We start from the raw sequence: 14,219 nt of genomic DNA, 5'->3' as shown, positions 1-14,219 counted from the left end.
GGTGACATTATGCAGCCCATTAAAGTTGGTTTAGCAGGATACGGTTTCTCAGGACAAAGCTTTCATCGTCCTTTATTAGTTCACTTAGAGGAATTTCACATTGAAGCGGTTATGTCTTCCAATGAAGAAAAAGTATTGAAAGACATAGAAGGAGCGACCGTCGTGTCGACACTTGACGACTTGCTTCAGGAAGATATCGAGTTAGTGGTCATTACGACTCCTAATCACCTTCATTACAGCATGATTAAACAATCGTTACTAGCAGGCAAGCACGTCATCGTGGAGAAGCCATTTGTAACGAACAGCAAGGAAGGGGAAGAGCTTCTGGCTTTAGCAAAGGAAAAAGGCCTGCATCTCTCTGTCTTCCATAATCGACGCTTTGATGCTGACTTCTTAACGATTCAGCAGTTATTAAAAGAAGAGGCGCTTGGTCAAATCTATACATATGAAGCTCATTTTGACCGATTCCGTCCCGCTATCAAGGACCGGTGGAAAGAGAACAAGATTGAAGGAGCGGGAGTACTGTATGATCTGGGTTCTCATCTTCTGGATCAGGCTTTAACCCTGTTTGGCAAGCCAAAATGGGTACAGGCAGATGTCTTTCCACAACGGAATCCGGATAAAGCGGAAGATTACTTCGTTATCACCCTCGGATATGACGTTCTGAGAGTGCAATTGTACTCACGTTCGATCGTCCTCGATCCGGGACCGCGTTATCAGGTTCATGGACTAAACGGCAGCTACGTGAAACATGGGATGGATCGGCAGGAGGATGATTTGAAGGCCGGAAAAAATCCTCAATCAGAAGACTGGGGAATGGAAGATGAAGAAAACTGGGGCGTCTTGACAACCATCTCAGAGGAAGATGTGACATCTGAAGTCATTCCATCCGAAAAAGGGGATTATTCTCAATTTTATCTCGGTGTGTATGGTGCTCTAAGAGAAAATCAAGTTCTTCCCGTTGACCCTGAGGATGCTTTACAGGTCATAAAAATCATTGAAGCGTGTAAAGAAAGTGCTGAAAGTGGACGGGTCATAACCTTATGATCATTATAGAAGGCTCCCTTCATATGAAGGGAGCCTTTCATTATGCGTTATTCCACCGTACCCGCTTCTAAAATCTGAACTCTTGCGTCCACATTGAATTTCACTTGAGGATAGATGCTGTCCTCCCATTCCTTGAAGTCAAACCCGCGTATACCATGCTTTTGGTTTTGGCCTATGCCTACAGGGTCGATCCCTAACTCCTGGAATTCTTTCAGCATTTTTGTGCATTTCTCTTCTATATCTTTCTTCATTTGTTTTTCTACTTCATTTACTTTGTCGGGAGTCAAGTTTTTACCTGTATATTCCCGGACAATTCCCTTTATTTTTACTTGGACCGTCACTTCGACAGGGTCGGTATTGTGTTTGACGATAATTTTATTCTTGGATTTAAGACTCGTGACAGAAGCCTCAACGGACTTTTCAATATGGCCGCTTTTTTTTTCTTTCCCCATTTTAATGACGTGACTGCCTTCTGCGTACTTATCCACCAGCAGTTTAAAGAAAAACATATCTTTAGCAGGGATCTTCTTAACCATTTTATCTTTATCAAATAAAGCAACGCCTGTAATAGCGACGCTCTCATTGGAAATCTGCTGTAACACTGGAAGATACGGTGTCTGGCCTTCCTGAAAATAATCAAATACGAACATATGAAGGTTGGTCTCGGGTAATTCTCTCCGTTTAATGTTATGGTGAATCAAATTGGAGAGGTACGTACCGTTTCCCCTTAATCCATAATTTCCTTTGATGAGTTCCCCAGCTTTTCCCTCTGTGACGGTCAAATAGAGACGGTCTCCGACACTTGCGTCCCTTTGAAGGGAATCACCGATATCGATGATTCCCTTCCTTGCTAACTCTTCTCCAATCAACACGATGTCCAGGCCGCCACGTACCATGGGTTGTTGTGATCTTCTTTCTAGTTTTTCCAATACTTCACGGGTAGAGGAGGCCTCTGCAGAAAGGGTACCGTTTTGAATAGACTTATCGGCTAGATAGATTGGGAAAAGCGCTGTGCCTCTTATTTTATCCTCTCCTTCGTAATCAAAAGCTTTGGCTGTTTCAATATATAAGTCATCCAGGATTTCTCTTTCCACACATCCTGCCAGGAGCATAGAGGAGATCAGGATAAAAATAAATAAGGAACGTAATTTCATTGTTTATGCCTCACTTTCATCATGATAATCACAAGTAAAAGGAGTATTGGGACGTAAAGATAGTCTATATAAAAGCCAATTTGCCCTGAGATGTTATTCAGGAAGTTCACTTGTTTTCGATCAGAGAAAAACGTAAGAGTGGATAGGCATAGAATACATATGATCAATAACGTAGTCCTGTGTTTTAACGGCGTCATTCGTTTTAAAATCCTGCTCGCACACCAGATGGCAATACATGCGTTTGGAAGAATGATGAGACACCAATTGGCGATCCCAATGTATTCGAATCGTTCTACAAACGGCATTTCGACAATCTTCCACATAGAGAGGGTGGCCCAGACGGTCTTTTCCAATTGTTTCTGGCTAAAGAATGCAAATGAAATGACAGCTAATAAAGTGTAGAGAGTGGTTGTGAAAAATAACCCCCAATGGGCGTACTTTTGAGATTTTTTTGCGTCCTTTACAAAAGGGTAAAGAATCATGATCGATTCATAACCTAAATAAGTTAGTGACATATTCTTTGTAGAAATCAATAAATCTTTTACAGTATGATCAAAGACCGGTAAAACATTTCTGAAGTCTGCATATTTAAAGGTAAAAGCGAAAGTTAAAATAAGATAACTGGGAAGGATGATCCCGAAAAAAGCCGTTCCGGCAATTGTTCGGACCCCACCGTTCACAATATAATAGACAAGGATGAGAAAGAATAAGGAAAAGAAAAACGTACTCAATCTTGGGTACATCCACACCTGTAACACCTCGATATACGTTCTCAAAATGGTGATCACAAGCAAACTGAAATATACGACAAAAATGAAATTGAATACATTCCCTATCCATTTTCCAAAAACAAACGTGTGAGCAGTCACAAGGTCTCCATCCACCTTATTTAAAATTAGGTACATCATGATCATAATAATGTGAGTCGATATCCCTGCCAGAATAACAGAAATCCATCCATCATATCCCGCATTTACTGAAATGATACGCTGGAATCCGAGAACGCCCACCCCTACTTGGATGGCGTGAACGAGAAAGAAGACGAGGAACGGCGATATTTTTCTTCGATCCGGAACAGGTTGCATGTGATCACCTCCAACCATTATTCATCAATATCAAGCTTTTTCTTGCCTTCAGACGGTTTGAATCTAAAAGGCTTCTGTGTTCGCAAATATTCCGGACGCCCTTTTTGCTTACTAAACGGAAGTCGAATGAGTGCATCTTTAAGGTCCTTTACCCTTGGAGGATAAAGGGGCTCTAAGAATGGCCTGCCCAAAGACGTTAATTGTAAGAGATGTCCCATAAGGAGGCAGAAACAATAAACGATTCCCAACAACCCCCAAAGCTGTGCGAACAAAAGAAACGGAAAACGCAGCAGACGAATGGTATTACTCATCCGGTATACGGGAGTGGTAAAGGAAGCAAGTGCAGCAAGCGCTACCAGGATGAGAAGTACATTACTCGTAATCCCGGCTTCAACGGATGCTGTCCCGATTACGATACCTCCAACGATACCAATGGTCTGACCGACCTTGGTCGGCAGGCGGGCCCCGGCTTCCCGCAACAGTTCAATCGTCAATTCAAGAAATAATGCCTCTAGTATCGGCGGCAGGGGAATCTCTTGTCTCGACGTGATGAGGGTTGCCATTAAATCCTTAGGAATCAGTTCATAATGATAAGTCAATGCCGCTACATAGATGGGTGTAATTAAGATAGAGAATGCTACGGCGAATACACGAACGAGACGTAAGAATGACGAAATGAAGAAATTCAGAAAGTAATCCTCATATGCATTGAAAAATTCTACGAGAGTGGTAGGACCGATCAGAGCATGAGGAGATCCATCCACAAGAATCGCAACCTTCCCTTCCACCAATACAGAAGCGACCCGGTCAGGTCGTTCCGAGTCCAATAGTTGGGGGAAGGGGGATTTACTGTTATCGGCGATCAATTGTTCTATAAAGGAACTATCCATGATCTGATCAAAGTCTATATCACGTAATCGTTGGCGAACGGTATTAACGTTGGCCTCATCTGCCAATCCGTCAATATAAAGTAACACCACCCGGGTATGGGTGAGCTTTCCGATATTGAATTCTTCCACAAGCATTTCCTTGATGGGCAGCCGTTTTCGAAGGAGGTTTAAGTTATCGCTGAGTGATTCCACAAATGCCTCTTTCGGACCGACGACGCTGAATTCGACCTCTGGTTGGGATACCTTTCTCCCCATCTCATTTTTAGTCGCGATGAAGGCGAATTTTCGGTTCGAAGCATCCATTGTTAAGAGGGTATATCCGTTATAAAGCTTCTGCTCAATTTGAGATTCATCCGTGGAAATTTGAATATCCAGTACAGGAACCAGTGTCTTCAAATCATCGAATGAATGAAAGTCTTTGGATAGTAAAGAGGGGAGGACGTCCTCCTGCAGGATTTTCCCATCGATCAGCGTTGTAAGGAAGTGGAGACTGAATTTGGCCCCTGTGTGAGGATTTTTATAAAATGCCTGTTTATAATCGGCAGATTTCTCTGCTTCCTTTTTCATGCTCTCATATGACTGCTTCTTCTTATCATGATCATTATTCTTTTTGTTCTTAAAGAATGGAAACATACTAATCCCTCATGTCCGAAGTCTATTCTACCCAGTAGTGTTTCCGAAAAAAGGAGAATTATGAAAAATAGAGGGGGAGAAGGAAAATAATCGTAAGGAGGGTGAGGGGAGCCTGGAATGTGAAAGAAAATAAGCCGGAAGGATAATCCCTTCCGGCTTACATTTATTCCTTTTCTAAGAAATACTTCTCGATATCATCAAGCATTTGATTCGCTGCGATGACACCGCCTGCTGTATTCCAGATGCTATCATTGACTTCGTATACCCGATCTTTCTTCGCTACTTCAAGGTTCTGGAATAGAGGGTCGTTGATCCACTCTTCAGCAAGCTTATTCGCTTCGCCATCTCCCGTTTCATACGTGAAGTAGAATAGGACATCTCCATCCATCGCAGGGATGCGCTCTTTTGTCACCCCTTTTTCAGCAAAGTCGTCCACATCCTGACCTTCTGGACGGGCAAATCCTAATTCATCCAGGATCACACCCGAGAAGGAATCTTTATGGTAGATTCGGACGTCTCCAGCCATGAAACGGACCATAGACACTTGCTGATTCAATTTATCTCCCAGTTTTCCTTTCAGGTCTTCAATGCGCTGATCATATTCAGCCAATACTTCTTTCCCTTTTTCCTCTTTATTTAACGCTTTCGCATACAATTCGAAGTTTTCTTTCCAGTCTCCGCGAAGGGTTTCAGCCATTACTGTCGGTGCGATTTCTTTCAGCTGATTATACTGCTCTTCCTGACGCATTTTATTTCCGATGATCAAATCAGGTTGTAGCTTTGCAATTGCTTCAACGTTCAATTCACTCTCTGTTCCGACCACTTCAACATCCTTCATGTCGTCGGCAATATGTTCATACCAAGGGTCACCTGTCCATGATTGTACAGCGCCGACCGGCGTCACTCCCATGGAAAGAAGGGCTTCTGTTCCTTCATTTGTAAGAATGACGACCTTTTTAGGAGTACCTTTGATTTCTGTCGTACCCATGGCATGTTCCACCGTGTATGTTTCTTCTTTCGTATCATTTCCTGCAGATTCATCTTTCTCGTCTTTATTTCCACAAGCTGCAAGAAATAGAAGAGTAGAAATCAACAGTAATGAAAGTAAGCTTCTCAATTTCATATGTATATCCCCCTGATATTGGTTTATCGATGATAATGATTATCATTTACACTCATAATAGTAGATGAGAAGATTTTCATTGTCAACACCTAAATGATAATGATTTTCAAAATCATTGACGCTTGTTTCATTCTTCTTTAAAATAGTAAGGGTAGAATTGATTTCCTTTTCTTAAAGAAGACCTTTAAAAAATAGAAAGGTTAGCACATAATGAAAATTCAAAAACAACTTTTGATATTTATAGGTACATTCCTTTTTCTTATCTTGTGTGTCGGGATCAGTATTGTGTATGGTTACACGGACACGTCATGGAGGACCGCTTTCAATGCTTTTACCAATCCGACGGGATCGACTGAGCATATCGTGCTCCAGACGATCCGGTTACCAAGGGCGCTGATCGCTGCGACAGTAGGGGCATCCCTGGCGATTTCAGGTGTCCTGATGCAAATGTTGACCAAGAATCCTTTGGCTTCGCCGGGGATATTCGGTATCAATGCAGGCGGTGCCTTCATGGTGGTCGTTGCGGTTACGTTATTTGGTGTAACCAACCTTCAATCCTTCACGTGGATTGCATTTCTAGGTGCTGCAATTGCAGCTGTAGGCGTTTTCGTCATCAGTTCCGCAGGGGATAAAGGCTTGACACCAATGAAGCTGACTTTGGCAGGGGCCGCCATCACGGCGATGTTTTCTTCCTTTACACAAGGATTGCTTGTCCTGAATGAAGCGGCACTTGAACAGGTATTATTCTGGCTGGCTGGTTCTGTACAGGGAAGAAGTCTGGAGATATTAAATGGCGTTTTCCCTTATATAGTAGTTGGATGGATCCTTGCTCTGATCATAGCGGGTAAGATGAACATCCTTGCTATGGGGGAAGATGTGGCAAAAGGGCTGGGCTTGAAAACGTCACTGATCAAGTTTCTCGCATTGGCCATCGTCGTCCTGCTGGCAGGTGGCTCTGTCGCCGTTGCAGGTCCCATCGGTTTTATTGGTATCGTCATCCCTCATATAGCCAGGAAAATCATCGGAGTGGATCATCGGTGGCTCATTCCCTTCTCGGGACTTCTCGGAGCGGTATTACTCTTGGCCGCTGACGTTGGAGCCCGATACGTCATCATGCCCCAGGAGGTGCCCGTTGGCGTCATGACCGCCATCATCGGTGCACCATTCTTCGTGTATGTTGCTAGGAAGGGGTTTTGACAGATGAATCGATTTATAGGAAAACGCTGGCTGAAGGATCGGGTATCCATGCTCGTGGATTTATCCGCACTTAAGAAAGTACTCATCCTTGGTGTGATTACATTGCTTGTCCTGATTATGAGTACAGGTATAGGCGATTTAAAAATCGCTCCCTGGAAGGTGGTAAGTGTCTTCTTTGGAGGCGGGACAAGCTTGGAACATCTCGTGGTGACGTCATTCCGCCTCCCAAGGATCATCATTGCTCTCCTGGCGGGAATGGCGCTGGCCGTTGCAGGGGGAATCCTTCAGGGAATGATCCGGAATCCCCTGGCTTCACCTGATATCATCGGGATCACAGGGGGAGCGGGAGCGGCTGTCGTAGCGTTTCTGACCCTTTTCAGCAACGATGACAATACGCTGATGGTGAGTGTTAAATGGCTCCCGGTCGCTGCATTTATCGGAGCGACCATCATTGCATTTTTGGTCTATTTTTTAGCTTGGCGAAAAGGGGTATCTCCTGTAAGGCTCGTGCTGATCGGGATCGGGATATCCGCTTTAACACAAGCATTGACGACATTGCTCATGATTCTCGGACCGATTTACCGGGCGAGTCAGGCAAATATATGGATCACGGGTACGGTGAACGGTTCCGATTGGCAGGATGTATGGATATTGCTTCCCTGGAGCCTGGTCTTTATTCTGTTAAGCTTCTTTATTACCCGTCAACTGAATATACAGGAACTAGGAGAAGAAATTGCGACAAGTGTAGGAGGGAATGTCCAGCTTCAGCGCTTCTTCCTTCTACTAATGTCAACGGCTTTAGTAGGCGGGGCTGTTGCCTTCGCGGGAGGGATCGGATTTGTAGGCTTGATGGCTCCCCATATGGCAAGACGGATGGTCGGGTCTTCATTTGGGGCACTGCTACCTACTGCAGCCCTTATCGGCGGAATTCTCGTCATGGTGGCAGATTTGATCGGAAGGACCTTATTCCTGCCCTTGGAAGTCCCTGCCGGAGTATTTACGGCAGCGATCGGTGCACCATATTTTATCTATCTTTTATTTAAAACAAGAAATTCTTAAAGGAGTTGGCCATAGATGAGTGATGCATTACAAACGAAAGATTTGACTCTATCCTACGGGGAGCGGACCATCATCGATGAATTGAATATTGACATTCCAAAAGGGGAGATTTCGGTCTTTATCGGCGGGAACGGCTGTGGTAAATCCACACTTCTTCGTTCCATCGCCCGTTTGCTTAAGCCGAAACAAGGTTCGGTCCTCTTGGATGGGGAGGCAATCTCACGTTTATCAACAAAAGAAGTCGCTCGAAAAATGGCCATTCTCCCTCAATCTCCGACGGCTCCGGAAGGATTGACCGTCCTGCAACTCGTCAAGCAGGGGCGCTATCCCCATCAAACCTGGCTCAAACAATGGTCCCAAGAGGATGAGAAAATTGTCCAGGATGCATTGAGAGCAACGAAGATGGAGGAGCTCAAGGACCGGAAAGTGGATGAATTATCAGGGGGGCAAAGACAGCGCGCGTGGATCGCCCTGACACTCGCCCAGGACACTGACATCATATTATTGGATGAGCCTACGACGTATCTTGATATGACCCACCAGATCGAGATCCTGGACTTATTATTCGAACTCAATGAGAAGGAGCAGCGTACGATTGTCATGGTTCTTCATGATCTGAATCTCGCCTGCAGATATGCCCATAATATCGTCGCGATCCGGGATAAGCAGATTTACGCCCAAGGAAAGCCTGAAGAGGTGATCAGTTGTGAACTCGTAAAGAATGTGTTCGATATGGATTGTCAGGTTTCAAGGGACCCGCTATTCGGCACGCCATTATGCATTCCATTCGGGAAAGGGCGCTGCATCTTGAAGGACGCAGTTGAGACGGGATGAATTCCTTGACTGAAGAACAATGGGATACTCTTGGAAAATACCGGTTTCATGCGTCAACTGCTACTATTGAAGGAGTTGATGCAAGCACATTCTGCGACGGTGATGAGATGAGGGAGTACTTGTCACATCGCCTTTCATTGATTGGGACGGATGATCTTAAAGTGGCAGCATCCTTATTTATGAAGCGATATGCTTTTGTAGCGGCCATGGGCTTGATGGCGATGACGTATTGGAATAAGAAATTAAACCTTACGCCTGAAAACCTGATACTTGTGGATGAGGACAAAAAGGGTCTGTGGATACCTCACTTTCACCTGAAAGATGCGTCCGTGACGGAGTTTTCATCTCTTGAGGAAAAGAACGAGTTCATTCAATCCCTCTTCCGGGGGCATCTTGATCGGGTGATTCAAACATTAAAGAATGTTACGAAGCTTTCCAACCATATCCTTTGGGAAAACATCGCCGTATATGTATTCTGGGTATTTGAGAATGATGACTTCCTTATGAACGAAGGAATGAGGCATCGGCGTGATGACCAATTCCAGGATCTTCTGTCAGATGAAAACCGACAGTGGTTCGGCAGATATCGTACGAATCCATTGGCAAAATATTATAGTAGGAAAGTAAATGTCGAGGGTGTAATGGACATGGTGCGTGTCAGGAAAACATGCTGTTTCTCCTATAAGCTGAAGGACGGGGAACAGTATCGCTGTAAAACCTGTCCGCAAACCTGTCTGGTGAAAAAGACCTGATTCATCACTCATAAGGAGGTAAACGTAATGAAGGAATTTCCTGAACAATTTGATGCATTGCTTGAAAAGTACACGGAGCTATTGGTTGGAGAATCCGACGCCGGCAAGAAAGAAATGGTGACACAATATGCACTTTACTCATTCATCGCCAAAAACATGCCTTCACTCGTGAAGCATTGGAATTCACTTTACCCTGAAGGCAAGGATGAAATGAAACGGATCGTCGGGGAGATCAAGAAGATGAATGAAGCTCATCGTGCGGAAATGAATGGGAAAAATAATGGAGAATAGCGGTTTAGATTGATTAGTACCCTTTTGATGAGAAGAGGGTGCTTTTTTATTGGAATTTGGAAGAGACGGGGAAGATAGATGGAGATTCTGAACGAGTTTGGGGGTTGGAGTAATCAAAAAAGGCAGACCGGAGTCTGCCTTCAGCATTATTGAACCTGACCGCCATACCCATAAGGGAATTGAGAAGAATATTGCTGGTGCTGTTGATACGATTGTTGTATCTTCTGGCTGTCGGCGGCTTCAAGCTTGTACCAGCCTTTGCGGAACATTTCGTTGTATAACTCGCGCTGGGCGTTCTGTGTTTCATTAAAAATCGTGAGCAAGTCTTGGTATAGCGCTTGATGACTTGCTTCATTCAGAGCCGTACAGTACGAAGCTGTCATATACTTTTCCTGTGACAGGACATCGGTGATGAAGTCACGATCATTCATCTGGGGTGTAGCAGGTACTTGAGTTTGTGGATTTTGAATTTTTTGCTGATTTGGTTGATTCACGGTAGAGGACCCCTTTCTACATCATGTTTTGGTTCGTCGTGTTTAAATGTGCCAGTAGCTGTTGGTAGTGACGCTGATGCATTTGCCCGCATTTATCCAACTCGGCTTTAATCTCCGTATCCTGACAGTGAGCAGCGGCAAAGTGACACTTCTTCATAGCGTTCAGATTCCACGCCAGCATATCATTTAAATAAAGTGAATCTTTCGTTGTAAGCATATTCGGTGGCTGTGTATAAGTCTGCTGCTGACTTCCTTGTTGAGGTTGTTGTTGCATGTTCTATTCCTCCCTTTCCATATTTTCAGATATGCCTTCTTCGGGTTGATATTATAGGTAATATTACCCTGTATACGAAACGGTCAGAAAGCGATATCATCATAAGGCAAAGGTTATTTTTCCTACTATTCAACAGACTTATTCACGGATTTACAAATTTCGATAATATTCTACTAAGAAAGTATTGAAAGTATATTCAAAACGTTTAAAAGGTGATAAAATATTGGTAGATATACTGGTATGGACCTTCTCTTTTTTAGCAATAAAGAAAACGGTTTCATAGTATGGTATATATGTTTTTTCAGGGGGTAAGCAACATGGAGCAAGCAATGCGTAATTTCTTTTTATTCCTTTCAAAAAATAAGCCGATGACGAAACTTGCTAAGAAATATGGCCTGCGCTTTGGTGCCGGTCGGTTCGTTGCAGGGTCTTCCATCCTGCAGGCAGTTGAGGTTATTCGCGAGCTGAATAGTCAGAATCTTGTTGTAACGATCGACTATTTGGGAGAGTTTGTGGACAATGAGCGTGAAGCAAACGAAATGGCCCTTGAATGCGTAGAGGCGATTCGTGCAATCGGAAGAGAGAACCTCAAATCTCAACTATCCCTTAAAATGACTTCAATGGGGCTCGATATTTCTGAAGAGGTTGTCATGAAGAATATGAGACTGATTCTTGATGAAGCAACCAAGCAGAACGTTTTCGTTACCATTGATATGGAAGACTACTCCCGTTGTGGAAAGACCATTGATATTTTCACGCGTCTGAAGTCAGAGTATGATAACATCGGCACGGTCATTCAAGCCTATTTATATAGAACAGAAAAGGATATCGATGATTTGAATGCGTATTCCCCCAATCTGCGTCTTGTAAAAGGGGCTTATAAAGAGTCACCTGAAGTTGCGTTTCCCGATAAGAAGGATGTAGACGATAATTTCAAAAAAATCATTAAAACTCATTTGCTGAATGGGAATTATACGGCTATTGCCACCCATGACGATGAGATGATCGAATATACGAAAAGACTCGTGGAAGAATATAAGATTCCACGTGATCAATTCGAATTCCAAATGCTTTTCGGTATCCGCGTGGAACGTCAGCATGAACTGGTCAAAGAAGGCTACAAAATGCGCGTCTATGTTCCATACGGTACGGACTGGTACGGATATTTCATGAGAAGACTGGCTGAAAGACCGGCCAACGTCGCCTTTGTTCTAAAAGGGGTCATAAAGAAATAATAGTAAGTAGGATGTAGACTCTATGGATGTTCATAGGGTCTTATTTGTTTACATATGACAGGGGGAGAAAAGATGAAATTGGTGCCGTTCCGAGTCGGGGGTTACTATTTTAAGAAGATGATCAGTCTATACTGTCGGTTGTTCAACCTAGATCCCGTAGGCATGGAAGAACAGTTCAAACGTCATTCTACCTATCCCTTTTTTGAAGGATACCTGGCTATCGTTGATGGGGAGGTGGCAGGGTACATCTATGGTTATTCTTCAAGAAAAGGTCAGTACTATCACGATTTATTAGCACGCCATTTACATGCAGAACGGATATGGATGAAGAATTGCATGGAGCTGGTTGAGCTTGGTGTCGACCCGGCATACAGAGGCAGGGGAATCGCCAAACAACTTGTGGAGCATTTATTGCAAAACAGAAGGGAAGAGAGAGTCCTGCTTACAACACGTAAAGATAATCATGGTGCCATTGCCTTTTACCATTCCAGGGGATTTCAGACGATCCGGGAGGGCTTCTTTCCTAATGTCCCTCATGAATATATCATTATGGGCAAACAATTATGAGGAGGGGCATAAATTCATTTGGGGTGTAGTGCATAATCATTGTGATATAATTCACAATATTGTATAATATAAGGAATAATCTTCATGAAATAAGAGGCGATACTATGGAAATGACCATTGATAACTTGACCCTGCTCCTTGGCCTCTTGCTGTTGGTCGGCGTCATCACGGCTAAATTCTCCACACGACTTGGCGTTCCCTCACTGATCCTGTTCATCATCGTGGGTATGGTACTCAATACATATTTCTTCTTCGACAATGCTCCCATCACTCAATTCATCGGTACGCTTGCCCTGATCATCATTTTGTTCGAAGGCGGTCTTCAAACGAAATGGGGGAATGTGAGAAAGGTATATAAACCTGCCTTATCCCTGGCAACGATCGGGGTGGTGGCCACGACTGTATCCATCGGTGTGGCAGCCAAGTACATACTCGATGTAAGCTGGCTTGAAGGGATGCTATTCGGGGCCATCGTCGGTTCCACAGACGCTGCAGCGGTGTTCTCCGTTTTAGGGAACAAAAACATCAAACCGAAGATATCTTCCACACTGGAAGCCGAGTCCGGCAGCAATGACCCAATGGCCATCTTTTTAACGGTTGCTTTTTTACAATTGATTCAATTTCCGGGATTAAATCCAGCGTCACTGATCCTTAGTTTCTTTTGGCAGATGGGGATGGGATTGATACTTGGATTGGTTCTCGGATATGCTTCAGTGTGGATCATCAACAGAATCAACCTCGATTCATCAGGTTTGTATCCGGTCCTATCCATCTCTCTAGCCATCTTCACTTATGCGTTCACGAGCATACTGGAGGCGAGTGGTCTGTTAGCCGTTTATATCATGGCGATCGTTGTGGGGAATAAGGAATTGACCTATCGCCATTCGATTGTCCGTTTTAATGAAGGGTTTGCGTGGATGATGCAGATTGTCATGTTTATCCTCCTCGGATTATTGGTATTCCCTCAGCACCTGCCGGGGATTGCATGGCAGGGAATTGCACTGGCGGTTCTGCTGATTGTGGTAGCGAGACCACTGGGCGTCTACTTAAGCTTAGCACTTGCCAAGAACTTCACGGTAAAAGAAAAGTTCTTTATTTCATGGGCAGGATTGAAAGGGGCAGTACCGATCGTATTGGCCACTTATCCGATGGTAGCAGGTATCGAGAACAATGAAGTCATCTTCAACGTCGTATTCTTCGTCGTGCTCCTATCTGCCCTCATACAAGGGACGACGATTTCACCATTAGCAAACTATCTGAAGCTAGCGGGAGAAGAGAAACCGCCGATTGCCCACAGCATCGAGCTCGTCTCCATTGGAAAAACTAATAATGAAATGCTTGAAATCCTTATTAATAAGGGTGCATATATTACGAACAGGGCCATCAAAGACATCAATCTTCCACAGAAAACGTTGATTTCTGCCGTCATACGAAACAATGAATTGATCACTCCCATGGGGGACACTTTGATCAAAGCAGGAGATACCCTCTATGTGCTCGCTGATAAAAGCCAGCGAAAACGTATTAATGAGATGTTGAATGCGAAAGGGAAAGTAGTCGACAAGTCATGAAATGGAACAGAAA

Annotated in this window: 15 protein-coding genes; 9 read left to right on the top strand and 6 right to left on the bottom strand. The window is 43.9% G+C overall.

What is annotated here, in order from left to right; all coding sequences use genetic code 11:
• Positions 1-9 precede the first annotated feature (9 nt).
• Positions 10-1,047, top strand: coding sequence for an oxidoreductase (locus SLH55_RS12160; protein ID WP_320323529.1), 1,038 nt, complete (start codon positions 10-12; stop codon positions 1,045-1,047).
• Between the two features lie 47 nt (positions 1,048-1,094).
• On the opposite strand, the gene SLH55_RS12155 is transcribed toward SLH55_RS12160, so the two are convergent.
• The 4 genes from SLH55_RS12155 to SLH55_RS12140 form a co-directional block, all read right to left on the bottom strand.
• Positions 1,095-2,201: a Ger(x)C family spore germination protein gene (locus SLH55_RS12155; protein WP_320323528.1), complete on the bottom strand. Its 1,107-nt coding sequence runs from the start codon at positions 2,199-2,201 to the stop codon at positions 1,095-1,097.
• Positions 2,198-3,286: a GerAB/ArcD/ProY family transporter gene (locus tag SLH55_RS12150; RefSeq protein WP_320323527.1), complete on the bottom strand. Its 1,089-nt coding sequence runs from the start codon at positions 3,284-3,286 to the stop codon at positions 2,198-2,200. The genes SLH55_RS12155 and SLH55_RS12150 overlap by 4 nt, the downstream gene beginning before the upstream one ends.
• A gap of 17 nt (positions 3,287-3,303) precedes the next feature.
• Positions 3,304-4,809, bottom strand: a complete 1,506-nt coding sequence (locus SLH55_RS12145) for a spore germination protein (RefSeq protein WP_320323526.1) — start codon at positions 4,807-4,809, stop codon at positions 3,304-3,306.
• A 163-nt stretch (positions 4,810-4,972) separates the two neighbouring features.
• Positions 4,973-5,932, bottom strand: coding sequence for an ABC transporter substrate-binding protein (locus tag SLH55_RS12140; protein WP_219166161.1), 960 nt, complete (start codon positions 5,930-5,932; stop codon positions 4,973-4,975).
• Between the two features lie 210 nt (positions 5,933-6,142).
• Between SLH55_RS12140 and SLH55_RS12135 the strand changes: the two genes are divergently transcribed.
• Genes SLH55_RS12135 through SLH55_RS12115 form a run of 5 tightly spaced genes read left to right on the top strand, consistent with a single transcriptional unit; the run spans position 6,143 to position 10,065 of the window.
• Positions 6,143-7,129, top strand: a complete 987-nt coding sequence (locus SLH55_RS12135) for an iron ABC transporter permease (RefSeq protein WP_320323525.1) — start codon at positions 6,143-6,145, stop codon at positions 7,127-7,129.
• A gap of 3 nt (positions 7,130-7,132) precedes the next feature.
• Positions 7,133-8,188 (top strand): FecCD family ABC transporter permease, encoded by a 1,056-nt coding sequence (locus tag SLH55_RS12130; RefSeq protein ID WP_219166163.1) that lies wholly within the window; start codon positions 7,133-7,135, stop codon positions 8,186-8,188.
• A 15-nt stretch (positions 8,189-8,203) separates the two neighbouring features.
• A complete protein-coding gene (locus SLH55_RS12125; protein ID WP_219166164.1) occupies positions 8,204-9,022 on the top strand; it encodes an ABC transporter ATP-binding protein in 819 nt (272 codons plus the stop codon).
• A gap of 5 nt (positions 9,023-9,027) precedes the next feature.
• Positions 9,028-9,774, top strand: a complete 747-nt coding sequence (gene fhuF / locus SLH55_RS12120) for a siderophore-iron reductase FhuF (protein WP_219166165.1) — start codon at positions 9,028-9,030, stop codon at positions 9,772-9,774.
• 27 nt (positions 9,775-9,801) lie between these two features.
• Positions 9,802-10,065: a DUF2573 family protein gene (locus SLH55_RS12115; RefSeq protein ID WP_219166166.1), complete on the top strand. Its 264-nt coding sequence runs from the start codon at positions 9,802-9,804 to the stop codon at positions 10,063-10,065.
• 146 nt (positions 10,066-10,211) lie between these two features.
• Here the strand turns inward: SLH55_RS12115 and SLH55_RS12110 are convergent, their stop codons facing one another.
• On the bottom strand, positions 10,212-10,496 hold the full coding sequence (locus tag SLH55_RS12110; protein ID WP_201714322.1) for a spore coat protein: 285 nt from the start codon (positions 10,494-10,496) through the stop codon (positions 10,212-10,214).
• 79 nt (positions 10,497-10,575) lie between these two features.
• Positions 10,576-10,833 (bottom strand): hypothetical protein, encoded by a 258-nt coding sequence (locus SLH55_RS12105; protein ID WP_219166167.1) that lies wholly within the window; start codon positions 10,831-10,833, stop codon positions 10,576-10,578.
• Positions 10,834-11,150: 317 nt separating this feature from the next.
• On the opposite strand from SLH55_RS12105, the gene SLH55_RS12100 reads away from it, so the two are divergent.
• The 3 genes from SLH55_RS12100 to SLH55_RS12090 all read left to right on the top strand — a co-directional run bounded on the left by SLH55_RS12100 (position 11,151) and on the right by SLH55_RS12090 (position 14,206).
• Positions 11,151-12,068, top strand: coding sequence for a proline dehydrogenase family protein (locus SLH55_RS12100; protein WP_219166168.1), 918 nt, complete (start codon positions 11,151-11,153; stop codon positions 12,066-12,068).
• A 72-nt stretch (positions 12,069-12,140) separates the two neighbouring features.
• Complete coding sequence (locus SLH55_RS12095) at positions 12,141-12,635, top strand: GNAT family N-acetyltransferase (RefSeq protein ID WP_320323524.1); 495 nt, start codon at positions 12,141-12,143, stop codon at positions 12,633-12,635.
• Positions 12,636-12,739: 104 nt separating this feature from the next.
• On the top strand, positions 12,740-14,206 hold the full coding sequence (locus tag SLH55_RS12090; protein WP_320323523.1) for a potassium/proton antiporter: 1,467 nt from the start codon (positions 12,740-12,742) through the stop codon (positions 14,204-14,206).
• Positions 14,207-14,219: the final 13 nt, after the last annotated feature.

This window comes from Rossellomorea sp. YZS02 (genome assembly GCF_033963925.1).
Taxonomy (GTDB): Bacteria; Bacillota; Bacilli; order Bacillales; family Bacillaceae_B; genus Rossellomorea.
Note: the sequence above shows the minus strand (reverse complement) of the source record. Positions and strands in the feature narration are given on the sequence as shown.

What these genes read in the sequence shown, in the direction of transcription:
- SLH55_RS12140 (WP_219166161.1), bottom strand. Translation starts at nt 5,932, where the DNA reads ATGAAATTGAGAAGCTTACTTTCATTACTGTTGATTTCTACTCTTCTA.
- SLH55_RS12110 (WP_201714322.1), bottom strand. Translation starts at nt 10,496, where the DNA reads ATGAATGATCGTGACTTCATCACCGATGTCCTGTCACAGGAAAAGTAT.
- SLH55_RS12100 (WP_219166168.1), top strand. Translation starts at nt 11,151, where the DNA reads ATGGAGCAAGCAATGCGTAATTTCTTTTTATTCCTTTCAAAAAATAAG.
- SLH55_RS12090 (WP_320323523.1), top strand. Translation starts at nt 12,740, where the DNA reads ATGGAAATGACCATTGATAACTTGACCCTGCTCCTTGGCCTCTTGCTG.
- SLH55_RS12150 (WP_320323527.1), bottom strand. Translation starts at nt 3,286, where the DNA reads ATGCAACCTGTTCCGGATCGAAGAAAAATATCGCCGTTCCTCGTCTTC.
- SLH55_RS12155 (WP_320323528.1), bottom strand. Translation starts at nt 2,201, where the DNA reads ATGAAATTACGTTCCTTATTTATTTTTATCCTGATCTCCTCTATGCTC.
- SLH55_RS12160 (WP_320323529.1), top strand. Translation starts at nt 10, where the DNA reads ATGCAGCCCATTAAAGTTGGTTTAGCAGGATACGGTTTCTCAGGACAA.
- SLH55_RS12125 (WP_219166164.1), top strand. Translation starts at nt 8,204, where the DNA reads ATGAGTGATGCATTACAAACGAAAGATTTGACTCTATCCTACGGGGAG.
- SLH55_RS12135 (WP_320323525.1), top strand. Translation starts at nt 6,143, where the DNA reads ATGAAAATTCAAAAACAACTTTTGATATTTATAGGTACATTCCTTTTT.
- SLH55_RS12115 (WP_219166166.1), top strand. Translation starts at nt 9,802, where the DNA reads ATGAAGGAATTTCCTGAACAATTTGATGCATTGCTTGAAAAGTACACG.
- SLH55_RS12095 (WP_320323524.1), top strand. Translation starts at nt 12,141, where the DNA reads ATGAAATTGGTGCCGTTCCGAGTCGGGGGTTACTATTTTAAGAAGATG.
- SLH55_RS12145 (WP_320323526.1), bottom strand. Translation starts at nt 4,809, where the DNA reads ATGTTTCCATTCTTTAAGAACAAAAAGAATAATGATCATGATAAGAAG.
- SLH55_RS12105 (WP_219166167.1), bottom strand. Translation starts at nt 10,833, where the DNA reads ATGCAACAACAACCTCAACAAGGAAGTCAGCAGCAGACTTATACACAG.
- SLH55_RS12130 (WP_219166163.1), top strand. Translation starts at nt 7,133, where the DNA reads ATGAATCGATTTATAGGAAAACGCTGGCTGAAGGATCGGGTATCCATG.